This is a genomic window from Streptosporangium sp. NPDC053982 (genome assembly GCF_055585205.1).
The window spans coordinates 291256-315570 of the sequence record NZ_JBVJKQ010000005.1; the positions used below are offsets into that span (position 1 = coordinate 291256).

The following is a 24315-nucleotide window of genomic DNA, read 5'->3' on the forward strand; positions in this document are numbered from 1 at the left end:
CGCGGACCGATCACCCGCCGCACCCCCGGCGAAGCCCCCCGCGTGAGGTGAAGACCCCTCCACGGCACCAGCCCGCCACCCACCTCCGGGACGGAGAAAGGCACCCCGATCACCCGCCTTCCGGAAGGCGCGTTCGTGGACGTCCTGCTCGGCGGTCCCCTCCGGCGCTCACCGGCGAGCAACGGCGCGAGGTCCCGGCCTTCACCCTCGCCGCCCAGGAGCCGGCCAGGACGGGCTGCGCGGCCACCCCCGCCGCGACGGCCGAGCCCAATGGGCCGGCCGCCAGGTAAGACAGACGTGACATCTCATGCGGGCGGCGCTTCAATGGCTCGATTATGGACGATGCCGAAATGGCGGTGGAGCGGGTGGTCTCGCCCGTCCTCGTCGGCCGGGACGCGGAGATGTGGCGGCTGCGGGCGGCGGTGCGGCGTCCCCCGGCCGTCGTCATGATCGAGGGCGAGGCCGGCATCGGCAAGACGCGGCTGGTCAGCGAACTGGCCGCCGAGCTGCGTGACCGCCCGCCACCCGCCGCCGAGCAGCCTGACCGGCCGCCGCTCGTCGGCGGGTGCCCGCAGATCCGGGAGCCGTTCCCGCTCGGGCCCGTCATCGAGGCGTTGCGCGGCGCGGCCGGGAGGTTGCCCGAGGGCGGACTGTCGCCGGTGACCGGCGCGCTGCGCCCGCTGCTGCCCGAGCTCGCCGCCGTCCTCCCGGCCGAGCCCGGCCCGCTGGACGACCCCGCCGGGCTGCGGCATCGCGTGTTCCGCGGGCTCGCGGAACTGCTCGCCGCACTCGGCCGGGCCGTCCTGGTGCTGGAGGATCTGCACTGGGCCGACGAGCAGACGGTCGAGTTCCTCGGCTACCTGCTCGCCGACTCGCCGCCCGGGCTCGTCCTCGTGCTCACGTTCCGCGGTGAGGAGGCCGGCCCCGGGCTGCGAGCGCTCACCGCGCGGTTACGTCCTGAGCTCGCCCATGCCCACCTCGTGCTGGCCCCGCTGGACGCCGCCCGGACGAACGAGCTGACGGCCTCGATCCTGGGCACCGCGCAGGTGTCGGACGAGTTCGCCGCCTACCTGTGCGAGCGTACGTCGGGCCTGCCGTACGCCATCCAGGAGCTGGTCGCGCTGCTGCGGGCCCGCGGCGTCCTGGTCCAGCGCGGTACCAGGTGGGCGCGCAAGACGCTCGACGCGCTGGGCGTACCGGCCGGGGTACGCGACTCCGTACTGGAACGGGTGCGCGGCCTGAGCGCGAACGCGCAGGCGGTGGCGGAGGCCGCGGCGGTGCTGCGGGTGGCCGTGCCGGTGCCCGATCTCGTGGCCACCTGCCGCGTACCGGAGCAGGACGCCCACGAGGGCCTGGACGAGCTTCTCGACCGCGGCCTGTTCGCCGAGCACGCCGGCATGGCGGGCTTCAGGCATGCGCTGGCCGTCCAGGCGGTGTACGGGAGCATCCCGCTGCCCAGACGCCAGGACCTGCACGTCCGCGCCGCCAAGGCGGTGGCGCGGCAAAATCCCACGCCGCTCGGCCAGATCGCCCACCACCACCGTCACGCCGGCCGGCACGACGCGTGGGTGGACGCCGCGGAGAAGGCGGCCGACCAGGCCGTGGCCCTCGCCAACGACGCGGAGGCCGAACGCCTGCTGGAGGCGGTCCTGCGGCACGCGCCCCTCGACCCGGAACGCGAGGGCAGGCTGGCGGCGAAACTGGGCTGGGCGGGCGGATACGCGCTGGGCGCCGACGAGCTCATCGGCCTGCTGCGCGCCGCCGCCGCCCGCCAGCCGCCCGGACCGGTGCGCGGCGAGCTGAACTACCTCATCGGGCTGAAGCTGGAGGCCGGAGGCGCCGCGCCGGAGCTCACCCGCGGGGCCATGATCGAGGCGGTCGCCGATCTCGCCGACCGCCCGGTGCTGGCCGCGTACGCGATGGTGGGCCTGGGCATGCCGAGAACCCCCGGTGTCCCGCTCGCCGAGCACCTGCGCTGGCTCGACCTGGCGCTCGAACGGCTGCCCGAGATCGCGGAGCCGGAGCGGCGCATCTCCGTGCTCGGCAAGGTCGCCATGGTGCTGACCCTCGTCGGCGACCCGCGCGGGGCGAGCCTGACCGGGCAGGTCGTGGCGCGGACCGGCGGCCGGCCGACGAACCGGTGGGAGGTGGTGGCCTACGACTCGATCGGCGAGGTCGCCTGCCTGGCCGGGCATCACGACACCGCGTACCGCCTGCTGGACGCCGCGCTGGCCGAGGCGGCCGAGCACGACGTCACCGGCCTGATCGAGTCCAGGTGCCGGTTGAACCTGGCGACTCTGGCGTACTGCCGGGGTTCCTGGGACGGCGTGGCGGACGAGCTCGAAGCGTTGCGGGTGCGTTTCGCCGACCTGCCCAGTTTCCGCCTCACCGCGGACACCGTGTCCGGCTGCCTGGCCCTCGCGCGCGGGCGGGCCGACGCCGCGCGGCTCGACGACCTGGTACGCGCGAACCTGGAGACGGGCGCGGCCGACGTGCTCGCGCTGCCGGTGAGCGCGCTGCTGCGGCTGGCCGCCGCACAGGACCGGGCAGGGGAGGCCGTGGCGCGTACCGGCGAGGCGTTCTCGTTGTGGGCGGCCAAGAGATTGTGGCCGGTGGGTGTTCGGGCGGTTCCCGCACTGGTCGAAGCCCTGATGGGGCTGGGCAGGGCCGATGAGGCCGGGGAGCTGGTGTCACGTCTCGAAGGCGAGCTCGCCGCGCTGGACGCGCCGCTCGCGCGGGCGGCGCTCGGCCATGCGCGGGGCCTCCTGTCCGCCGACGCCGTGCGCTTCATGGACGCGGCGGCGTCGTACGACCGGCTGGGGGCACCGTACGAGGCGGCACAGGCGCGCGAGCACGCGGCCGGGCTGCTGCTCACCGCCGGTGACGAGCGGGGGGCGCCGATGCTGGAGGCCGCCCTGCACGCCTACGGCGGGCTCGGCGCCGCCTGGGACCTCGACCGGGCCGGCCGGCTGAGCAGGCGCTGGGGCCTGCCCGTACCGGCCCGGCATCGCGGCGGCCCGCGTGGTTACGGGTCCGCGCTCTCCCCCAGGGAGGACGCGGTGGCCAGGCTGGCCGCCACCGGCCTGACCAACAAGGAGATCGCCAAGGAGCTGTTCCTGTCGGCCAAGACCGTGGACAAGCACCTGGGGTCGGCCATGCGCAAGCTGGGCCTGCGGTCCCGCGCTGGGCTGGCGCACCGCCTCGACGCCTGACTATTGGGGTGTTTGCCCCATAGGTAGCCATCTATCGCTCCTGTGACGCTAGGCGCATGCCCGAAGAACCCGATCCGAAGGACGAGCACGACACCCCTCAGGACACCCCCGAGCCCGAGGCCGAACCCGAGGACGAACTCGAAGAGGGCTGGGTCGACGCATGAGGAAAGAGGCAGAACCCCCGATGCCAACCACCAGAAGGCGGCCGTGGCCGCGCGTGTCAGCGGCCGCGGCCGTAGCGGCACTGGCCTCGGGCCTGCTGACCCCGGCGACGGCCCTCGCCGCGCCCGACGAGGGCGACACCGGCGTCGTCACGCTCCCCGGCACCGCCGGCGGCGCATGGAACCTCACCCTGATCACCGGCGACACCGTCCACCTCACCAGGGACGCAGACGGGCGCTACACCGCGACCCCCGAGGCCGCCCGCCGCCCCGACGGTCACATCCCGCTGTTCCGCAGCGAGGCCGGACCGGAGGGCATCTTCGTGATCCCGGACGACGCCCAGCCCGCCCTCGACGCGGGCCTCCTGGACCTCAAGCTGTTCGACGTCCGCTACCTGGCCGAGAACGGCTACGCCGACGGCACGGCCGACCGCCTGCCGCTGATCGTCCAGTACCAGGGCGCCCGGAAGAGCGCCGCCCGCGCCCTGCCCGACAGCACCGCCACCCGATCCCTGCCGAGCATCCACGGCGCCGCGCTCACGGTCGACAAGGCGAAGGCGGACGACTTCTGGGCCACCCTGCGCGACTCGGCCAACGGCAGGACGAAGCTGGCCGGCGGCGTCGGCAAGGTCTGGCTGGACGCCAAGGTCAAGGCGGACCTGGCCGAGAGCGTGCCGCTGATCGGCGCCCCCGAGGCGTGGAAGGCCGGCTTCGACGGCTCCGGCACGACGGTCGCCGTACTGGACAGCGGCGTCGACGCCACCCACCCCGACCTGGCCGGCCGGATCACCGACAGCCACAGCTTCGTCGAGGGCCAGGAGGTGACCGACCACCACGGCCACGGCACCCACGTCGCCGCGACCGTGGGAGGCTCGGGCGCGGGCTCGGACGGCACACGCAAGGGCGTCGCCCCCGGCGCCAGGCTCGTCATCGGCAAGGTGCTGGACGACTCCGGCTCGGGCGACGCCTCCGACATCATCGCCGGCATGGAGTGGGCCGCCACCGAGGAGAAAGCGAAGATCATCTCGATGAGCCTCGGCGGCAACCCCACCGACGGCACCGACCCGCTGTCCCAGTCCGTCAACGACCTGAGCGCCTCGACGGGCGCGCTGTTCGTCATCGCCGCGAGCAACAGCGGACCCGGCAAGGAGACGATCGGCACACCCGGCGCCGCCACCTCCGCGCTGACGGTCGCCGCCACCGACAAGTCCGACCGGCTCGCGGACTTCTCCAGCCGCGGGCCCAGGGCCGTGGACGGCGCGCTCAAGCCGGACATAACCGCCCCAGGCGTAGGCATCATCGCCGCCCGCGCCGCCGGAACCTCACTGGGCAGCCCGGTCGACACCCTCCACACCAGCCTGAACGGCACCTCGATGGCGACCCCGCACGTCGCGGGCGCGGCCGCACTGCTGGCCCAGGAACATCCCTCCTGGGACGGCCAGCGGCTCAAGGCGGCACTGATGTCGACCGCCAAGGACGCTGGATACTCCGCCTACGAGCAGGGCGCCGGCCGCGTCGACGTGGCCAGGGCCGTCTCCCAGGCCGTCGTCTCCACCACGCCGAACCTGGACTACGGCATCATCCCCGTAGACGTGAACGACACGGTGGACAAGACCGTCACCTACGCCAACGACGGCGCCGCCGAGGTGACGCTGACCCTCACCGCCACCCTGGGCGAAGCCAAGGACGCACTGACGTTCAGCACCCCATCGGTCACCGTCCCGGCGGGCGGCACCGCGTCCGTCACCGTCACCCTCCGCCCGGACGGCCTGCCCAAGGGCGGCTACACCGGCGCCGTGGTCGCCACAGGCCCGTCCGGTACGCACGTCACGACCCCGGTGGGGCTGCGCCGAGGGCCCAAGAAGGTGCCGCTGACCGTGCACCTCATCGACAGATACGGCAACCCGGCCTCACCGACGGTGACCTGGGTGGCCGCGAGCGCGGTCGACGTCCCCGACACCTACGGCATCAGCTCGGGCGACTTCGTCAGCGACGGCGTCTACCGCTTCATGGTCGAGGCGGGCACCTACAGCGTCCAGGTCGGCGTCCAGCACAACACGATCGACAGCGGGCCCGGCCCGGTCGCCCTCCTGTTCAACCCCGAGGTGGCCGTGCCGGACGGGGGAGCCGAGATCACCCTCGACGCGCGCGAAGCCGCGCTGCTGAGCGTCAAAACGCCCAAGCCGATCGACTGGCGCCACGCCAGAGGCACCTTCTCCTTCGTGCGCACGGCCTGGGACGGCACCCCGCTGACGACCGGCCACATGGGCGCCATCGGCATGAACGACTGGTACATCAGCCCCACCAAGAAGGTCACCAAGGGCAAGCTGCTGTACTCGATGCAGGCCACGGCCGCCAACCCGCAACTGGCCGTGCGCGCCGTGTCCCCCCGGAAGTACGCGATCGACGCCAGAACCTATGAGTACTTCGACCGCGGGCTGAGCTTCGACCTCGGCTGGGACATGCCGTTCCCGGCCGGCACCCACCGCTACAACCTCGCCTATGTCGGCGGCGGCGCGAACCCGCAGGGCGACCTGCGCGGCAAACTCGCGCTGATGACGATCGATCCCGATGACACCTGCCTCATCGAACTCGACCGTCTCCAGGCGCTGAAAGCCGCGGGCGCCGCCGGGGTCGTGCTCTTCGCCGACCGCGTGTACCCCGGCTGCTCGATCCCCACCTGGCCCGGCGGGGACGGAAAGCCGGCACTGCCGGTGATCCAGATCTTCAAGGCCGTCGGCGACCAGCTCCGCGCCCAGCTCGCGAACGGCCCGGTCACACTGGAGATCACCAACAACCCGATCGTCGACTACACCTACCAGCTCCAGGAGTACGAGGACGGCCGGATCCCCGACCCCGTCTACCACTTCACCAACGACCGCCTGCGGACCGTGGACACCGCGTACCACACGCCGATGAGCCTCGACGACCAGATGGAGATCTGGCACAGCCGCAAGCCGCTGGAGCGGGTCACGTTCGCGACGGCGTTCCACTTCGCCGCCCCCTCCAGGCGGACCCAGTACTTCAGCCTGTCCTCGGCGGACACGCTGCGGCAGGGCAGCGTCAGCGGCACCGACGGAAAGACCTGGGAACTGGACACGACGATCGACAAGCCCGGCAAGGAGACCAGGCGCTGGGGCACCGGCCCGGCCACCCCGGGCGCCATGGTGATCCCGGAGATCCCCGGCGTCGAGAACAAGGTGCTGTGCGCCATGTGCCGGCGCGGCGACACGTTCCTGCCCGCCTACACCTTCGTGACCGGCGACGGGCGGCCGGCCATGCCCGGCGGCAGCGTCAACACCAACGCCAAGCTGTTCAAGGACGGCAAGGAGATCCCCCGCGTCGCCGGCGCCGCGTTCCCGATGTTCACGCTGACCAAGGAGGAGGGCCTCTACCGGCTCGAACAGAGCGGCTCGGGCTCCGTCAACGCCTGGACCTTCCACTCCAGGGCCCGCGACGAGGACACCGTCCCGCCCACGACCGACTGCCACCCGATCATGGGCTCGTCCGGTTCGTGCAACCCGCAGCCGCTCGTGTTCGTCGGCTACGACCTGGCTGACACCCAGGCCCCGGACACCTCCGTACGGGCCGGTGGCCGGCACACGTTCCAGATCGACGTGACCCACTCCCCGTCGGCCGAGCGGATGCCGGCCGCCGCGGGGCTGAAGCTGGCCTACAGCACCGACGATGGCCAGACCTGGAAGAACGCCAAGGTCCGCCGGATACGTACCGGCGTCTACACCACCACACTCACCTACCCCGCCCTCGCGGATACGAAGGGCGCCGTCACCCTCAAGGCCGAAGCCTGGGACACCGAAGGCAACAAGGCCGAACAGACCACCACCCGCGCCTTCCCCCTGCGCTGACGGAAGCCACCGGGTCGGCCGATCAGGCAGACCCGGTGCCCGGTAGCCACCGGTGAGCGAGCACTTTCGTCCGCCGGACCGATGGTGGAGTCCTGGGGTCAGACCGTGCCCTCACCGGTGGTCAGGAGCCTTGATCACCGATGGGATGTCGTGCCCGCCCTGGCCGGCCAAGGCCCCCGCCCCGGACCCGGAAAACCCCTCAGGGCCTGCGGCCACGGAAGGTACGGCGCAGATCACCCACCCAGGCCTCCGGGTTCTCCCACGGGATGAAATGACCCCCGCGATCATGGGCGCTGACGTTGACATGGTTGAACCAGCCGGCCTGCGGACCGTCCAGGAACGCCCGCACCCGCTCATCGGCGCCACGCACACCGGGCGGATTCTCATACGTCACCAACGTCACACCCACCGGAGCCTGCACGACCGGGACACGGTCATGAGCCGGAACCCACGGATAGCGGTTGGCATTGGCGTAATACCGCATCGACGTGGCGATGGAATTGTTCACCCAGTAGATCGTGGCATGCGTCAGCAGATCATCCCTCGTGAAGACCGACTCGACGTCACCACCGTTGTCACTCCAGGCGTTCCAGCGCTCCAGCAGCCAGGCCAGCAACCCCGCGGGGGAGTCACTCAGCCCGTGCGCCAACGTCGCACCATCGAGCACGTGCACCGCCAGATGAGACGCCGAACGCCGATCCAGCTCCACGATCCGGGCACGCACCTCGGCGGGCTGATCCTCGGTGAGAGGCCGATTCCGCGCGAAATCCCACGCACGGGGACCCGTGAAGAAATCGAGCGGCAACCCCGACCCGATATGAACCCCGTACAGCTCATCGGCGTACTTGTGACCCAGCTGACTGGAGACGATCCCGCCGATGTCACACCCCCCGGCACCGTACCTCTCATACCCCAGAACCTCCGTCATCAGGACATGCCACAGATCGGCGACCTTCCAGAAGTTCACCTCCGGGAAACCGGTCAGCGGCCCCGGGAAACCGAAACCCGGCAGGGACGGCACGATCACATCGAACGCATCGGCCGGATCACCACCGAACGCCCCCGGATCGGCCAGCGGACCGATCACCTTCGACCAGTGCCAGAACGTCCACGGCCACCCATGGGTGAGGATCAACGGAATCGGGCGAGGACCACGGCCGGCCTTGCGCATGAAATGCACCGGAACACCCGCCACACTCACCTCATAATGCTCATGAGCGTTGATCGCCGCCTCGGCCACACGCCAGTCATAGCCATCCCGCCAGTAGGCGACCAGCTCACGAAGATAACCATCCGGAACACCGTAGAACCAGTCCTCATTACCCTCATCCACCGGTGAACGCCGCAACACCAGACGAGCCCGCAGATCATCGAGGACCTCACCGGGCACACGGATCGAAACGGGCTCCAACGGGAACGCATGCGAGACGGTCACGAAGCGGCTCCTTCTGAACAGGGAACGAAACGGGGGAGAAGCGGCGCCCCCGAACAGGGCCGAAGCGATCTCAGCCGGCCGACCGGCGGAACCACGGCACCGACCACGGACGACACCACCGGAACCCGCCGGCCGCACGAGCCGGCCAGGACCGCCCCGGACGACCAGACAACCGGCGCACCCCCTCCGCCACGACCCGGCCACCCCGGCACCGGCCCGGACACCCAACGACTCCGACACGATAGAACAACCCCCGCACCCACCCCCGAACCGGCACCCCCGGATCCCCGCCCCCGAAACCCCCACCCGGGCACCGGCACCGGCCGAAAACCGGGGGAGCGCGGCACAACACCCCGGGTCACACCGGCGGCAGGACCCCGGCCGGCGCGAGCCCCCGGCCGCCCAGGGGAGGGGAGGACCGGCCCCCACCACCCTCACCCCGCCCCGCCGCTACGGCTCCCGCCGCTTTCCACCCTCACCCGTCAGCCGCTCCAGCACCCCGTACGCCGGATTACCCCGCGCCGCCCGCCGCACCTCCCGCGCCGTGGAAGCCACATACGCCTGACCCGTCACGATCGAGGCATGCCCCAGCAACTCCATCAGCTCATGCGCCGAAGCCCCCCGCTCAGCCAGCCGCGTGGCGAACTCATGCCGCAACGCGTGCACCAGCGTCCCCCGCTGCACCCGATCATGCACCCCCGCATACCGGTAACACTGCCGCACCAGATACTGCAGCCCACCCCGCCGCAACGCCTCACCCCGGTTGTCCACCAGCAGCGGCGCCGACCGGGGGAGCGCAGCCAGCCCGAAACGCCGCATCCTGCTCTCCAGATACCGCTCCACCAGCAACTCCACCGGCGCCTCGATCGGCAGCGAACGCGTCCGCCCGCCCTTGCCCACCACCTGCACCCGCCGATCCCCGGCCGAACCACCCACCGACCCCAGCGTCAACCCCAAAAGCTCCGCCGACCGCATCCCCGTCACCAACGCCAGCGCCAGCACCACCAGATCCCGCTCCACCCACGGATCCCGCGCCTTACGCGCCCCCGCGGCGATCCGCTCCAGCAGCAACCCCGACGCCTCCCCGTCACCCAGCAACGGCTTGGGCGCCTTGGCCGGCTGCCGAGGCCGGGGGACCGCCGCCATCGGATTGCCCTCCAGGAGCCCCTCCGCCACACAGAACGTCAGAAACTGGTTCCAGGCGCTCCAGGCCCGGTTGACGCTCGCCGCCGACCGCGGCCCGGCGAACTCGGCGAACGCCGTCCGCACCAGCCGCCCCGACAGGCCGCCCACCGCGAGCTCACCCGGCGCGCACCCCGCCTGAGCGGCCGCCAGCACCGTCACCGCCCGCAGATCCCGGGCGTACCCGGCGATCGTGTGCGCCGACAGCTTCTTGACCCGCAACGAGAACAGGAACTCCTCGGCCGCCCCGGTCACGCTCATCGGCCCACCGGCCTCACCCGCGCCCATCACGCACCTCCCGCCCGCCGACAGGGGACCACCCACAAATGATGCATAAGTGCGATTATGCATCAAAAACCTCGGCAACCACGCCCGACACCCCGGAAGAACCCGCCACCGACCCACCGGTCCGGTACGGCCCGCACCCGCACCACCCGGCCACCGGCACCCGCCCGCCTGTGGCGTACGGCGGACACGAACCCGCCACAGACCCCGGAAACCCGCAGGCAGGCACCGGCAGGCACCGGCAGATGCGGCACCCGGCCACCGCGGCGACGGCCACGGGAAGAACCCGGCGCACCCCGGCCGCCACACCGGACGGACACGACCGATGCGTCCCGGCCGCCACCGCACCGCGCCTCATCGACCGGCCCCCGGACGCAGGCCGCGAAACGATCATCGGATGCGTCCCGGCCGCCTCCCGCCGGCCGGGACGATCTCGCAGGGCGCGGCGCCGGGCCCACCCGGGCTCACCGGCCCGGCGCCGCGACCCCGGGTGATCCGCTCGCGTCCCGGCCGCGCCGTGGCCGTCGCAGGCCGCTGCGGCGTGCGGGACGCCCGCACGCCCATCCGGCCTTCCCCACACTCTCAAAACGGACAATAAATGTCATACCAGACAGAAGCCGAATTCTGTTTGGTATAGATTCGACCATTCTGACCGTATTCCTTAGCTCACGATCACCCATGATCGCCGCGACACGGCCCCCGTACGGCGTCCACGCCGGGCCGCCCCCGGCGTTTCAGTCCGCGCCGGGGCCGAAGCCGCGCAGCATGGCCTCCAGCACGGAGCCGGAGCGGGTCCGCGGCTCGGAAGGCCATCCGGGCCCGGGTGGCCTCGGCCGGCGAAGGGGTCCGGGCGGGGTCCACACCGCGGTGCCGTCCCTTCTCCCCCGGGGCCGCGGCGTCGCCCGCCGCGGCCCCGGGGAGGCGGGCGGAGGGCACGGCGGCACGCCGGGCGTCGCGGTTCCCCCGGAATTGTCGGTGGCGGGTCCTACCATGAGCGGTCTCACCGAAGGGATGCCCGCTGATGCTGGATTCGCTGGTCGTGCCGCTGCTGGTCACCACCGATCTGCCGCCGGAGGCGGACCTGGCGGAGTTCGGCCGGGTGGTGGCCAACGCCGTGCGGGTGCTTCCGCACGGCGAGGGGTCCTGTGCGGGTTTCCTGCGTGGCGGGGTGTTCTGGCTGGACGGGCCGCGGGCGGCGGGCGGTGAGGGTGGTGGCGTGGTCTCGCCGATGGAGGGTGAGCTGCGGTTCGCGGCGTTGCTCGGTCACCTGTGCGCCGCGGGGGCGCCGATGTCGGCCAGGGGTGTGGCCGGCGCCGCCCGGGTGGTGATCGCCGAGGCGGTGGCCGCCCGTTACGGTGAGCTGGGGAGCCCGGCGGCGGTGATGGCGATCAGGTCGCAGGACGTACGGGAGCGCACTCCGGAGTCGGCGGTCGTCGTCGTCACCTCCGGCGCCGATGCCCGGCTGGTGGCGGCGGCTCGCTCCCGCGTCGTGTGACCCGGGGTCCGGGGGCGGGCCGCGCGGGAGGTCTGCGGCGGCCGGGGGCGGCGCGGGGGGTGTCAGGTGAGGGAGTCGACGAATCGCCGGGCGTCGGCGTCGTTCATGCCGGTCTCTCCCCTGACGAGGAGAACGGCCTGCTCGGTGTGGCCGGTGGCTTTGAGGTGGCGGACGCGGCCGGCGAGGTCGGCGGCGGGCTGCGGGGCCGCGGTGTGGCCGGGCGCGGTGGTGTGGCCGGGGTGGGGGAAGGCGGGGTACGGCGGGCGGCCGGCGGCGAGGTCGTCGGTGTAGCGTTTGGCGTCGGCCAGGCCGAGGCCGGTCTGCTCCCGGACGAGTTTGACGGCCTGGATGGTCTTTCCGGCGGTGATCAGGCCGGTGGCCTGGCGGTGCAGTTCGGCGGGGTCGAGCCGTGGCCGGGGCGCGGCGGAGCCCCGGGAGCCGCGGGTGGCCAGGCGGATCACTCCGATGAGGAAGAGGGCCGCCACGGCGAGCAGTACGGCGAGGACGAGAAGTTCGGTGGGTCCGATGTTTCCCATGGCGTGATCGTACGTCCGGGTGCGGGGCCGCAGGCGGGGTGCGGCCGGGTGCCTCTCCCCCGTTTTCGAAGGCCTGCCGCCGCGGGGGAAGCGGCTCTTCCCGACTAGGACATAGCTGTCAGACAGTGCTGCGATATGTCCACATCTCTTCCATTTTTCCGCCTTCCATGCGGATCAGCCAGATCATGCCGAACCGTTGTGCTCCCATCGGCTGATGAGCCCACCCTATGACGGACACGTCCACGATGATCTTCTGACTGTCGTCCGCCCCGCCGGCCGTCCGGGCGCGTCCGTGAGGGCACGACCGGCGGGCCGGGAGGCGCAGGAGCCTTGGGGGGATGCCCGGCGGGCGTCGTCGCCGCCCGGTACGGTCAGAGGTGATCACGGGAAGGGGTGCCGGCGAAGACCATGCGGCCAGCGGAGCTGAATCGTCTCACCGTCCAGGAGTCGGCCGACCGGTATGTGGAGCTGGTCCGGGCCAAGACGTCGACGGGCGCGCTGTCACCGGCGACGGCGGAGGTGTACGCGCGCGACGTCGCCACGTTCGTGCGCCTGGCCGGTGAGGAGGTGGTGCTGGACGACCTGACGGGCGAGGACCTCGACGCGGTGCTGCTGGCCTTCGCCCGTAAACCCGACGGGCGGCGCGCCGAGCCGGACGGCAGGCTGCAGTCGGCCTCCTCCCAGGCGCGGTTCCGCCGGTCGGTGTCGGCGTTCTTCAAACACGCCGCGCTGGCGGGGTGGGTGCAGGTCGACCCGATGACGTCCTCGACGGTGACGGCCCGGGAACGCGGCGGGCTCGCGGCGCAGCGGCGGGCGCTGACGCGTGAGCAGGCCCAGGGGCTGGTCGGCGCGGCCCGGCTGCTGGGCGCACCCGGCGGGCAGGCCGCCGAGCCGTCCACCGGTCCGGGCGGGCGGCGGGTCCGGCGCGACCAGCGCACCGAGCTGCGCGACGCGCTGATCGTGCTGCTTTTGACCGCGGTGGGGCCTCGGGTATCGGAGCTGGTACGCGCCAACGTGGAGGACTTCTACACCAACGACGGCGTGCGGTACTGGCGGATCTTCGGCAAGGGCGGCCGGACGCGGGACGTGCCGCTGCCCGATGATGTGGCCCGGACGCTGGAGGGGTATCTGGCGCACGGCCGGCCCGCGACGCAGGAGAAGGCGCTGCTGCTGTCGTGGCGGGGGCGGCGGCTGGCGCGGGGCGACGTGCAGGCGGTGATCGACCGGGTGCAGCGGCGGGTGGAAGACGACCGGCGCCGGTCGGTGACGCCGCACGGGCTGCGCCACACCACCGCCACGCATCTTCTGGCCGACGCGGTGGACATGGACGCGGTACGGCGGGTGCTGGGGCACAGTGACCTGGCGACGCTGGGCCGCTACCGCGATGAGCTGCCCGGGGAGCTGGAGGTGGCGATGCGTTCCCATCCGCTGCTGCGTCCGCCCGGCCGTGGTGGCGCGGGGTCCTCCCCCGCCGCGGCTCCCCCGTCTCCGGCCGCCGGGCCCCCGGAGGGTCCCGCCGGTGTGGCGGAACAGGATCGGCGGCCCCTTTAGGGTTCTTCCGGAGCCGGTCCGGTGCGGGCGGCGCTGCGGCGGCGGTGCCCGGTGAGCTGCCGCCGGTGGGCGGCGGCCGGGCGGCGTCCGGCCGCGTCACAGGCCCAGGGCGGCCCGGGTCAGTGCCCGGCAGCGGGCCGGGTCAGTGAGCACCTCGGCCGAGCCGGTGAGCTGGTCGACCGATCCGCCGGGCGGCAGCGCCCGTACCCGCGGATCGGTGATCGCGGCGGTGAGCGTCTCGGCGAGCCCTTCGGCCTCCCGCTGCGGTGAGGACCGCCCGGCCGTGGTCGCGGTACCGGTTCCGGCGGCGGCCGTCGTGCTGGGAGGCGGTGCGGCGGGTGAGCGTTCACGCAGGGCGGTCACCCGCCGCCAGGCCCGCTGCAGATGCGCCTGGCGCAGGGACGGGTCTGCGGCGGCCAGCGCCGCCGCCAGGGCGTCGGCGGTCTCGGCCGAGCCGGGCAGCCGGGCGAACGCGCCGCTCAGCCACCTGTCGTACGGGGGCCAGCGCCGCCGCGTCAGCAGCGCCAGGCGCATCAGGTCGCGGGCCAGGCCGGCGGTGAGCGTCGCCGCTCCCAGCTCGTCGCCGACCTCGGCGCAGCGGGCGGCGTGGCCGTAGCCGGCGGCCAGGCGCCGCCACTGGGCGGCCAGCACGTAGCGCTCCACGTCGGGCGGATATCGGCGCAGCGTCTGCCGGGCGCGTTCCAGCAGGCCGGCGTCGTCGTGGAAGACCTCTCCGCCGCAGGTTCCGGCCAGCCGCTGCCAGGGGGTGGCCAGCCAGTCCAGCACACCGGCCGGCTCCAGCGGGTCGAAGCCGAGCCGGGCCTCAAGCCACGTCCTGGTTTCGCTGACCTCCACCCCGTCGGCGCCGAAGGTGACGGGGCGCCCGGCGTGGCGGGGCGGCAGGGTGCGCCGCAGCAGGGCGCGCACCGGTCCGGCCTGGCCGGGGGCGGTGAGCACCAGCAGGCGGACTCCGCACCGCGGGCCGGCGGAGGCGGCGGTGTCGAAGGACAGGACCTCCGAGCCCTCCCCCAGCAGGGCCGCGGCGTGCGGCACGCCCGCCAGTGCGGGACCGGCGACCTGCTCGTAGAAGCCGCGGGAAAGCCGCAACCCGGGAACGAAATCGAACATCATTTCGTCTACTCTGCCTGTTCGCGGCACCGTCCGCACCGGGTTTTCCCCGCCCCCGCCCCCGCCGTCCTGTCCTTCACGCGATGAGAGCTGAGGCGGCCACCGGGCGGCGCCGCAGGCCGAGCCGTTCATAGATGCCGATGGCGACCGGGTTGTCGCTGTCGACCATCAGCGCGGCGCGGCCGCAGCCGGCGGCCAGCTCTTCCAGGACGAACCGGCAGACCCGTTCGGCGTGGCCGCGGCCGCGGTGCGCCGGGGCGGTGGCCACGCCGGCGACGAAACCCACCTGCGGGCAGGACCAGGCGTCGGCGGCGGTGGCGATCAGACGTCCCCGCTCGTCCCGCAGGCCCGCCCAGCGGCGGACACCGGCGACGCCTGGTCTGGCCCACGCCGACGGTGAGGCCTCGTCCAGCAGCGCGGTGACCTCGCCGTCGGCGTCGCCCAGCCACCGCACCGGGCCGTCACCGGTTTCCCCACCGGAGGCGGGCAGGGGCGGCCGGTCGGTGTCCATCCACTCGAAACCCACCGGCTCCACCCCCAGCGGGCCCGCCAGCTCGTCCATCAGCGGCCGCTCCCCCAGCAGCCGCCAGGAGGGCCCCAGCTGCGGCGCCAGGGACCGTACCAGGGAGGCGACCTGCGGCGCCGGGCCCCGCACCGCCATGCGGTCGCGCCGGTTGAGGTCCGGGCACGCCACCGCCAGCGCCTGGCCCCACGTCCAGGCCCGCACCCCCGCCCGTACGCCCTGCGCCGCCCACAGCAGCAGCGCGTCGGAGCCGCAGGCGGCCAGGACGTCGGCGGGGCGGATCAGCTCGGTGGCGGAGCCGGTCTGCCCGGCGGCGCCGGTGAAGGTCACAGGATCGCGCCGGGCCGGTAGGCGGCGGCGTGCGGATACCGGGTGGTGATCTCCTCGATGCGGGTGACGACGGCGCCGGTCTGCCCGGCGGCGGCGCCGGTGAACGCGATCCGCTCCGACAGCAGCCGCCGCAGCTGCGGCGCGTCCAGCGGGAAACGCTCGTCGGCGCCGAGGCGTTCCAGGAGTTCGTTGGCGCGGCCCCGCTCACGCATGGCCAGCGCCGAGGCCACCGCGTGTTCCTTGATGACCTCGTGGGCGCTCTCGCGGCCCATCCCGGCCCGCACCGCCGCCATCAGCATCCTCGTCGTCGCCAGGAACGGCAGGTAGCGGTCCAGCTCGGCGGCGATGACCGCCTCGAACGCGCCGAACTCGCCCAGTACCGTCAGCATCGTCTCGGCCAGGCCGTCGAACGCGAAGAACGCGTCCGGCAGCGCGACCCTGCGCACCACCGAGCAGGAGACGTCGCCCTCGTTCCACTGGTCGCCGGCCAGCTCGGCGGTCATGGAGGCGTAGCCGCGCAGCACGACGGTCAGGCCGTTGACGCGTTCGCAGGAGCGGGTGTTCATCTTGTGCGGCATCGCCGAGGAGCCGACCTGCCCGGGTGCGAAGCCCTCGGTGACCAGCTCGTGGCCGGCCATCAGCCGGATCGTCTTGGCCAGCGACGAGGGTGCGGCGGCCAGCTGCACCAGCGCGGTCAGCACCTCGTAGTCCAGGGACCGCGGATACACCTGCCCCACGCTTGAGAAGCGGCGGGAGAATCCCAGGTGGGAGGCGACGGCGTCCTCCAGGTCCGCCAGCTTCTCCTCATCGCCGCCCAGAAGGTCCAGCATGTCCTGGGCGGTGCCGACCGGTCCCTTGACGCCCCGCAGCGGGTAGCGGGCGATCAGTTCCTCCAGCCGGTCGAACGCCACCAGCAGTTCCTCGGCGGCGGAGGCGAATCGTTTGCCCAGGGTGGTGGCCTGGGCGGCGACGTTGTGGGAGCGGCCCGCCATCACCGTCGTCTCGTGTTCGGCCGCCCGCGCCGCCAGCGCCGCCAGCAGCGCCACGCAGCGGTCGCGCACCAGGAGCAGGCTGTCGCGGATCTGCAGCTGCTCGACGTTCTCGGTCAGGTCGCGGGAGGTCATGCCCTTGTGGACGTGCTCGTGCCCGGCCAGGGCGTTGAACTCCTCGATGCGGGCCTTGACGTCGTGGCGGGTCAGGCGCTCGCGGGCGGCGATGGAGTCCAGGTCCACCCGGTCGAGGACCTTCTCGTAGTCGGCCACGACGCCGGGCGGCACCGTGACGCCGAGGCGGGCCTGCGCCGACAGCACCGCCAGCCACAGGCGCCGTTCGGCCACCACCTTGTACTCGGGGGACCACAGCCGCACCAGTTGCGGTGAGGCGTAACGGGCGGCCAGGACATCGGGAATGGGCGGCTTCACAGTCACGGTGCCTCAGTGTATTGGCCCCCGCCGCGCCGCCCGGCGGCTCCCCCCGCCCCAGCTCCGGCAGGAGTCGACCGGAAAAGCGGAAAAGCAGCGCGGCGGGGCCCCGCCGAAAAAGACGAGGCCCCGCCGCCGGGCCGCCTGGCGGCCCGGCCGCTCTCAGCCCTCCCGCGTGGCCGGCTGCAGACCGGCGGCGTCGTAGACCTTCAGCTCACCCCGGCCCCCGCTCTCACCGCCGCCGCGGCGGCGGCCCAGCCGCTCCTTGGCCCGCTCCAGCATCACATACAGCGTCGGCACCAGCACCAGCGTCAGGATCGTCGACGACACCAGCCCGCCGATCACGACGATCGCCAGCGGCTGGGAGATGAACCCGCCCGACCCGGTCAGCCCCAGCGCCATCGGCACCAGCGCGAACACCGTCGCGACCGCCGTCATCAAAATCGGCCGCAACCTGCGCCGGCCCCCCTCGACGACCGCCTCGACGACACCCAGGCCCTGGGCGCGATACTGGTTGATCAGGTCGATCAGCACGATCGCGTTGGTCACCACGATGCCGATCAGCATCAGCATGCCGATCAGCGCCGGAACGCCCATCGGCGTGCCGGTGGCCACCAGCAGCCCGATCGCGCCGGTCGCGGCGAACGGCACCGACACCAGCAGGATCAGCGGCTGGGCGAAACTCCGGAACGTCGCCACCATGATCATGAAGACGATCGCGATCGCCGCGAGCATCGCCAGGCCCAGCTGCCCGAACGCCTCCTCCTGGTCGGCGCTGACACCGCCCAGGCTCCACTGCGCGCCCGCCGGCAACGTCAGCCTGCCCAGCCGCTCGTTCAGCGCCGCCGTCACCGCGCCGACGTCCTGGCCGGTGGCCGTGCCCGACACCGTCGCGCTGCGCTTGGAATCGATCCGGGTGATCTGCGTCGGCCCCGCCGCCCGCACCACCCGCGCCACGTCGGAGACCTTCACCACCCCCGAAGCGGTCGGCAGCTTCAGCGCCCCGATCTCCTTCAGGTCCTCCGGGGCGTCACCGGAACGCAGGATCACATCCTCGCTGCGGCCCTCCACCGTGACCTGACCCATCGGCGCGCCCCGGAACCGCTGCGCCACCAGCTGGCCGATCTGCGTCTCGCTCAGCCCGCGCGCCGCGGCCTTCTGGCGGTCCACCCGCACCTCGACGCGCTCACCGCCGGCCTGCAGGTTGGACGAGACGTCCCGCAGCCGCCCTAGACCCGCCATCGCGGCGCGGACCTGCTCGGCCGCCGTCCTGAGCGCCTCGGTGTCGGGCGCCTGCACGATCACCTTCAGCTGGTCCGCCGAACCGCCCATTCCGCCCTGGGAGGCGCCGACCGTGACGTCGCCCGCGGCGTCGCCGAGACCGGCCAGCCGCTCACGCAGTGTCTCCTGCACCGCCTCGGCGTCGGCGTCCTCACGCAACGTCAGCGAGTAGGAGGCGCCGTCGCCCGACCCGCCACCGGCCGCACCGCCGAGGAACCCGCCGCCGGAACCCACCGTCACCTGGTACGACTCCACCTGCGGCAGCGATGTGATGACCTTCTCCACCTTCCTGGCCGCCGCGTCCGTGGTCGCCAGATCGGTGCCGGGCGGCATCTTCTGGCTCAGCGACACCGCGTTCCCGCCCGAGGCGCTCAGGAAGTTCGTCTCCAGCCGCCCCGCCAGGCCCATCGTGGCCGCGAACACCAGCAGGCCCACCACCAGCGTGATGAGGCGGTGCCCCGTGGCGAACCGCAGCACCGGCAGATACGCCCGCTGCAAGGGGCTGCGCAGCTCCTTGGCCTCGGCCTCCTCGCGCAGCCGCGCGATCTGCTGCGGATCGGCCTTCGGCGCCTTGAGGAACCAGTAGGCCAGCACCGGCACCGCCGTCAGCGACACCAGCAACGACGCCAGCAACGCCACCGTGACCGTCACCGCGAACGGCGCGAACAGCTGCCCCACCATGCCGCCGACCACCGCGATCGGCACGAACACCGCCACGGTCGTCAGCGTCGAGGCCGTCACCGCGCCGCTGACCTCCCGCACCGCCGCCAGCACCGCCTCCCCCTTGGGCTCGCCGTACTCCAGGTGCCGCTTGATGTTCTCCAGCACCACGATCGAGTCGTCCACCACCCGGCCGACCGCGATCGTCAGCGCGCCCAGCGTCAGAAGGTTCAGCGAGTAGTCCCCCAGCCACAGCGCGATCAGCGCGATCACCACCGACAGCGGGATCGACACCGCCGTCACCAGCGTCGAGCGGACCGACAGCAGGAACACCAGGATCACCAGGACCGCGAACGCCAGCCCCAGCAGGCCCTCGGTCGTCAGATCCTCGATCGAACGCTCCACGAACGGCGCCTGGTCGAACACCACCGTGATGGCCGCGGCGTCACCGACCGCCCGCACCAGCTCCGGGATCCTGTCACGCACCTCATGGGAGATCGCCACCGCGTTGCCGTCGGGCGCCATGGTGACCGACACCCCCAGGCTCGGCTCACCGCCGGTACGCGTCAGCGACGTCGCCGACTCCAGCGCCGGTTCCACCGTCGCCACATCCCCCAGCCGGACCGGCTTCGGCCGCGCCTGCGGAGCCGCCACCGCACCCCGCTGAGCGCCCTGCGCCCCCTGGACGCCCTGCGCGCCGCCCTGCGTGCCCTGCGCCCCAGGGGGGACCGCCGTACGGCCCTGCGGCTGCGCCTGCTGCGGAGCCGCCGCGGCCGGCGCCAGATACAGATCCCGCAGATCCTCGATCGACGACAGGCGCCGGCCCACCTGAACCGTCATCGACCGCCCGTCCGCCACCAGGCTGCCCGCCGGGATCGGCTGGCCGTTGGCCCGCAGCGCGTCGGCGATCGCGGTCGCCGCGACCCCCCGGACCGCCAGCTTCACCGGATCGGGCGTGATGACCACCGTCTCCTTGCGCGTGCCCGTCACCGTCGCCTGCCGCACCCCGGCGATGCCCTGCAGCCGCGGCACCACCAGCCGCTCCAGCTTCTCGGTCATCGCCTGCTCGTCCCCGCCGGTGCCCACCGCCAGCGTCATCACCGGGATGTCGTCGGTGCCGCCCGACAGCACCTGCGGATCGACGCCCTCCGGCAACCGCGCCGAGATCCGCGACAGCGCCTGCTGCATCTTGGCGACCGAGTCGTCGACATCGGTGCCGTAGGCGAACGACACCTGCACCTGCGCCGACCCCTCCCGCGAGGTCGACGTCACCTCCTCCACCCCCGCAAGACCCTGGAAGGCGTCCTCGACGGGCGCGGTGACCTGCTCCTCCACGATCTCCGGGGACGCCCCCGGATAGGAGGCGACCACGAACGCCCCGGGAAACGACAACGACGGCAGCAACTGCTGCTTCAACGACGGGATCGCGAAAGCGCCGAACGCGCTCAGCACGACCGCGATCAGGATCACGAGGCTGCGGTTGGCGAGGCTCAACCTGGCCAGGGCGGTCATGGAGGACGGCTCCTAGGGGAAGATCACGGAGGTCACAGGGGAAATCCCGCCCCACACTAACACTTAGCCTCAGACGAATATTCAGCCCCATCCGATGTTCCTGATAACCTTCTCAGGAACCGAGAGGTGCACGTGAACGACGAACGCGACCAGCTGATCGACCGCATCGGCGCCACCCAGCGCGACCTGGGCCGCCTGATCACCCGGCACCACCACTCCCCCCTGTTCGACTCCAACCTCACCATGCGCCAGCTCAAAGTCGTCCTCATCCTGTCCTGCCAGGACTCCGCCTCCGCCCAGGACCTCGCCCACCACCTCGGCGTCGGCCCGGCCACCGTCACCGGCATCGTCGACCGCCTCGTCACCCACGGCCTGGTCACCCGCGGCGAAGACCCCCACGACCGCCGCGTACGCCGCATCCGGCTCACCCCCAGCGGCCGCGCCCTCACCGAGCAGATCGCCGACACCGGCCTCGCCGACTTCCACCGTCTCCTGCAGCGCCTGGACACCCCCACCCTCCACGACCTGGCCGCCGTCCTGGCCAAACTCCACACCGCCGCCCGCGCCCTGGCCACCGGCCACTGACCCGCCCCCTCCCATCCCGTCCGCCCCCGGAGAAAGAGCCATGCCCGCCTACCTGGAAACCCTCTTCTCCCTCACCGGCCGCACCGCCCTCGTCACCGGCGCCAGCTCCGGCATCGGCCACGCCATCGCCGAAGCCCTCGGCCGCGCCGGCGCCCGCCTCCTCATCACCGCCCGCCGCCCCGCCCCCCTCACCCGCGCCGCCGGCCGCCTCACCGCCCTCGGCATCCCCACCACCGCCATCCCCGCCGACCTCGCCGACCCCGCGGCCATCGACGAACTGTGCCGGCGAGCCACCGAAACCACAGCCGCCACCGCCGGAGACGGAGACGGAGACGGAGACGGAGACGGAGACGGCGGCGTCGACATCCTCGTCAACAACGCCGCCAACAACATCCGCCTCCCCCTCGACGACCTCACCACCGGCGACTACGAACGCACCCTCGCCGTCAACCTCACCGCCCCCTACCTCCTGAGCCGCTTCTTCGGCCCCCGCATGGCCGAACGCGGCTGGGGCCGCATCATCAACATCGGCTCCCAGCAGTCCCTGCGCGCCTTCGGCGACAGCGGCGCCTACGGCATCGCCAAAACCGCCGTCACCGGCCTCACCCGCTCCCAGGCCGAGGCCTGGTCCCCCCGCGGCGTCTGCGTCAACACCCTCATCCCCGGCTTCACCCTGACCCCCCTCACCCGCCCCGCCCAGGCGATCCCCGGCCGCGTCGAAGCCCTCGCCGCCCGCACCATGAACCGCCGCAACGCCGTCCCCGGCGACTACGCCGGCATCGCCGTCCTGCTCGCCTCCCCCGCCGGCGCCCACATCACCGGCCAGGCCATCTGCGTCGACGGCGGCTTCTCCGTCCACTGAGCGCGCGCCCGCCGGGCCGGCCCTCGGCCCTTACTGCTTATCTGTCCTTTTGTGTTGGATTTTTCATCATCCGATTGGCTTTACGAAGTAGATCACTTAATGCCTTCGAGGGAGCACCGGCCGCCCAGGTGTGAGACGCCCGCTGACGGGCAGCCATTCTGCGCAGCTCAGCGCCGCACGGCCGCAACCGCGCCCCCGCCGGGGATGCGGGCGGGACCCCGCGGCGCCGCGCCCCGCCCGCAGACCGCACCGTCCGCGGGCGGCGGGACTCCCCCGCCGCCCGCGGAACCCGCACCAGAAAAGAGGCACGGTGACCCAGCAAGGAAGCATCGACTCATCCGCCCGCCCGGACGCGGCGCCCCGGACGCGGCCCTCCTCCACCCCCGCCGTCCTGCCCGTCGGCGTGGAGGAGGAGTTCTTCCTCATGGATCCCGACACCGGGCAGACCGCGCCGCGCGCCTCGGCCGTCCTGGCGACCGTACGGCCCCGCCAGCGCGAGCTCACCCAGCGGGAGTTCACCACCTGCCAGGTCGAGATCGCCTCCAACCCCCACACCGACCTCGGCCTGCTGCGCGCCGAGCTGACCGACCTGCGCACCGAGCTGGCCCGAGCGGCCCGCGACGCCGGCTGCCGCCTCGTCGCCTCCGGCTCGGCGCCGCTGGAGCACTCCGCCAGCGGCGCCCGCCTCACCGACAACCCCCGCTACAAGTGGATGGCCCACGAGTACGGCGCCATGGCCCGCGGCGAGAACTGCTGCGGCTGCCACGTCCACGTCGAGGTGCCCGACCGCGAGGAGGCCGTCCAGGTCTGCAACCACCTGCGGCCCTGGCTGCCCACCCTGCTGACCCTGACCGTCAACTCCCCCTTCACCGGCGGCGCCGACAGCCACTACGGCAGCTGGCGGGCGATGGCCTTCTCCCGCTGGCCCAGCGCCGAGCTGCCGCCCTACTTCGAGACGGCCGCCGACTACACCGCCACCCTGCAGGCCCTCATCACCTCGGGCGCCATCCTGGACGAGGCGATGGTGTACTGGCTGGCCCGCCCCTCCCACCACCTGCCCACCGTCGAGGTGCGGGTGGGCGACGTGTGCGCCACGGTGGAGGAGTCGGTGGCCTTCGCCGCCCTGGTGCGCGCCCTGGTGACGACCGTGCTGGGCGACATCCGCGCCGGGGTGCCCGCTCCCCGGCCGCACGAGCCGCTCCTGCACGCCGCCTACTGGCGGGCCGCCCGCGACGGCCTGGAGGGCCAGGGGCTGGAGCTGACCTCCGCCACCCTGGTGCCGGCCGGGCGGCTGGCCGAGCAGCTCCTGGAACGCGTCCGCCCGGCCCTGTCGGCCGCCGGCGACACCGACACGGTCGTGGACTACCTCTCCCGGCTGCGCGAGACCGGTTCCGGGGCGGCCCGGCAGCGGGCCGCCTTCGCCGAGCGCGGCAGCTTCGCCGACGTCGTGGCCGCACTGAGCCGGCAGACCGCGCCGCTGGCCGGCTGAGCGCCACCGCCCGGGACGATGACCGGGGGCGATGGCCGGCCGGCCATCGCCCCACCCTGGGCCGGGGCGGCGGCGGGGGTTCACGCGGCCCCGGGGACGACCTCCGATCCCCCGATGATCAGGGCGATGCGGCCTCCCCCGGCCGGGGCCCGCCGCCGGACGCCCCAGGCCGTCCCGCGGGCCGTACAGGCCCGCGGGACGGCCTGGGGGCCGCACCTTCTTTCATTCTCATTATCGATAGTGATAACGTCTTAGGGTGAGATCTTCTACAGAGCGCTGGGCCGAGCTGGCGCTTCACCCCGTGCGCATCCGCATCCTGGGCGCCGTGGCCGGCGGACGCCGCACGGCCACCGATCTGGCCGGCCTGCTGCCCGGCGTGCCGCAGGCCACGCTGTACCGGCAGATCGGCACGCTCGCCAAGGCGGGCCTGCTGCAGGTGGTGGAGGAACGCAAGGTCGGAGGGGCGACGGAGCGGGTGTACGCGGTACCGCAGGACGGGGTGACACTCACCGCCGAAGCACTGGCCTCGGCGACCCCGGAAGATCACGCACGGTACTTCACCGCGTTCGTCAGCAGCCTGCTGTCGGAGTTCTCGCGCTACCTCGCCAGGGAGCACATCGACCTGGCGGCCGACGGCGCCGGCTACCAGCAAATGGTGCTGCACCTGAACGACGAGGAGTTCATCCGCTTCGCACAGGGATTCACCGAGCTGGTCCGGCCCCTGCTCGCGAAAGAGCCGCAACAGGACCGCACGCCCCGGCTGCTGGCGACGATCCTCCTCCCCCTGACGAAAGGCTGACC

General features: G+C 72.9%; 15 protein-coding genes. 8 read left to right on the forward strand and 7 right to left on the reverse strand.

All coding sequences use genetic code 11. From position 1 onward, the window contains the following. Positions 1-335: 335 nt before the first annotated feature. Positions 336-3212 carry an ATP-binding protein gene (locus ACZ6W9_RS11015; protein ID WP_470117467.1) on the forward strand — a complete coding sequence of 959 codons (2877 nt, stop codon included), beginning with the start codon at positions 336-338 and terminating at the stop codon, positions 3210-3212. A 217-nt stretch (positions 3213-3429) separates the two neighbouring features. Then, positions 3430-7239, forward strand: a complete 3810-nt coding sequence (locus ACZ6W9_RS11020; protein ID WP_470117469.1) for a S8 family peptidase — start codon at positions 3430-3432, stop codon at positions 7237-7239. A gap of 199 nt (positions 7240-7438) precedes the next feature. Here ACZ6W9_RS11020 and ACZ6W9_RS11025 read toward each other — a convergent pair whose 3' ends face one another. Together ACZ6W9_RS11025 and ACZ6W9_RS11030 are read right to left on the reverse strand one after the other, a co-directional pair. Then, on the reverse strand, positions 7439-8674 hold the full coding sequence (locus ACZ6W9_RS11025) for an epoxide hydrolase family protein (protein ID WP_470117471.1): 1236 nt from the start codon (positions 8672-8674) through the stop codon (positions 7439-7441). 450 nt (positions 8675-9124) lie between these two features. Next, on the reverse strand, positions 9125-10144 hold the full coding sequence (locus ACZ6W9_RS11030; RefSeq protein ID WP_389967782.1) for a tyrosine-type recombinase/integrase: 1020 nt from the start codon (positions 10142-10144) through the stop codon (positions 9125-9127). A gap of 1018 nt (positions 10145-11162) precedes the next feature. Between ACZ6W9_RS11030 and ACZ6W9_RS11035 the strand changes: the two genes are divergently transcribed. After that, positions 11163-11636 carry a hypothetical protein gene (locus ACZ6W9_RS11035; protein WP_470117472.1) on the forward strand — a complete coding sequence of 158 codons (474 nt, stop codon included), beginning with the start codon at positions 11163-11165 and terminating at the stop codon, positions 11634-11636. A gap of 62 nt (positions 11637-11698) precedes the next feature. Here the strand turns inward: ACZ6W9_RS11035 and ACZ6W9_RS11040 are convergent, their stop codons facing one another. Further along, positions 11699-12172 (reverse strand): hypothetical protein, encoded by a 474-nt coding sequence (locus ACZ6W9_RS11040; protein WP_470117474.1) that lies wholly within the window; start codon positions 12170-12172, stop codon positions 11699-11701. 408 nt (positions 12173-12580) lie between these two features. On the opposite strand from ACZ6W9_RS11040, the gene ACZ6W9_RS11045 reads away from it, so the two are divergent. After that, on the forward strand, positions 12581-13723 hold the full coding sequence (locus ACZ6W9_RS11045) for a tyrosine-type recombinase/integrase (protein ID WP_389967776.1): 1143 nt from the start codon (positions 12581-12583) through the stop codon (positions 13721-13723). Between the two features lie 96 nt (positions 13724-13819). Here the strand turns inward: ACZ6W9_RS11045 and ACZ6W9_RS11050 are convergent, their stop codons facing one another. The 4 genes from ACZ6W9_RS11050 to ACZ6W9_RS11065 all read right to left on the reverse strand — a co-directional run bounded on the left by ACZ6W9_RS11050 (position 13820) and on the right by ACZ6W9_RS11065 (position 20578). Then, positions 13820-14854, reverse strand: coding sequence for a DUF4037 domain-containing protein (locus ACZ6W9_RS11050; protein ID WP_389967774.1), 1035 nt, complete (start codon positions 14852-14854; stop codon positions 13820-13822). A gap of 73 nt (positions 14855-14927) precedes the next feature. Further along, positions 14928-15704 (reverse strand): GNAT family N-acetyltransferase, encoded by a 777-nt coding sequence (locus tag ACZ6W9_RS11055; RefSeq protein WP_389967772.1) that lies wholly within the window; start codon positions 15702-15704, stop codon positions 14928-14930. Continuing rightward, entirely contained in the window at positions 15701-17131 is a 1431-nt protein-coding gene (gene purB / locus ACZ6W9_RS11060; protein ID WP_389967770.1) for an adenylosuccinate lyase, read from the reverse strand. Before purB ends, ACZ6W9_RS11055 begins: the two co-directional genes overlap by 4 nt. A gap of 156 nt (positions 17132-17287) precedes the next feature. Further along, entirely contained in the window at positions 17288-20578 is a 3291-nt protein-coding gene (locus ACZ6W9_RS11065) for an efflux RND transporter permease subunit (RefSeq protein ID WP_470117477.1), read from the reverse strand. Positions 20579-20704: 126 nt separating this feature from the next. On the opposite strand from ACZ6W9_RS11065, the gene ACZ6W9_RS11070 reads away from it, so the two are divergent. From ACZ6W9_RS11070 to ACZ6W9_RS11085, 4 genes are all read left to right on the forward strand, one after another. Next, entirely contained in the window at positions 20705-21163 is a 459-nt protein-coding gene (locus ACZ6W9_RS11070; RefSeq protein WP_389967767.1) for a MarR family winged helix-turn-helix transcriptional regulator, read from the forward strand. 40 nt (positions 21164-21203) lie between these two features. Further along, on the forward strand, positions 21204-22025 hold the full coding sequence (locus ACZ6W9_RS11075) for an SDR family NAD(P)-dependent oxidoreductase (RefSeq protein ID WP_470117479.1): 822 nt from the start codon (positions 21204-21206) through the stop codon (positions 22023-22025). A 310-nt stretch (positions 22026-22335) separates the two neighbouring features. Continuing rightward, on the forward strand, positions 22336-23514 hold the full coding sequence (locus ACZ6W9_RS11080; protein WP_389967763.1) for a carboxylate-amine ligase: 1179 nt from the start codon (positions 22336-22338) through the stop codon (positions 23512-23514). A 256-nt stretch (positions 23515-23770) separates the two neighbouring features. Beyond that, positions 23771-24313, forward strand: a complete 543-nt coding sequence (locus ACZ6W9_RS11085; protein ID WP_389967761.1) for a helix-turn-helix domain-containing protein — start codon at positions 23771-23773, stop codon at positions 24311-24313. Positions 24314-24315 lie beyond the last annotated feature (2 nt).

Bases quoted from the DNA above. Each gene is read 5' to 3' on its own strand.
- ACZ6W9_RS11015 (WP_470117467.1), top strand. From the start codon at position 336: ATGGACGATGCCGAAATGGCGGTGGAGCGGGTGGTCTCGCCCGTCCTC.
- ACZ6W9_RS11030 (WP_389967782.1), bottom strand. From the start codon at position 10,144: ATGGGCGCGGGTGAGGCCGGTGGGCCGATGAGCGTGACCGGGGCGGCC.
- ACZ6W9_RS11035 (WP_470117472.1), top strand. From the start codon at position 11,163: ATGCTGGATTCGCTGGTCGTGCCGCTGCTGGTCACCACCGATCTGCCG.
- ACZ6W9_RS11040 (WP_470117474.1), bottom strand. From the start codon at position 12,172: ATGGGAAACATCGGACCCACCGAACTTCTCGTCCTCGCCGTACTGCTC.
- ACZ6W9_RS11045 (WP_389967776.1), top strand. From the start codon at position 12,581: ATGCGGCCAGCGGAGCTGAATCGTCTCACCGTCCAGGAGTCGGCCGAC.
- ACZ6W9_RS11050 (WP_389967774.1), bottom strand. From the start codon at position 14,854: ATGATGTTCGATTTCGTTCCCGGGTTGCGGCTTTCCCGCGGCTTCTAC.
- ACZ6W9_RS11065 (WP_470117477.1), bottom strand. From the start codon at position 20,578: ATGACCGCCCTGGCCAGGTTGAGCCTCGCCAACCGCAGCCTCGTGATC.
- ACZ6W9_RS11075 (WP_470117479.1), top strand. From the start codon at position 21,204: ATGCCCGCCTACCTGGAAACCCTCTTCTCCCTCACCGGCCGCACCGCC.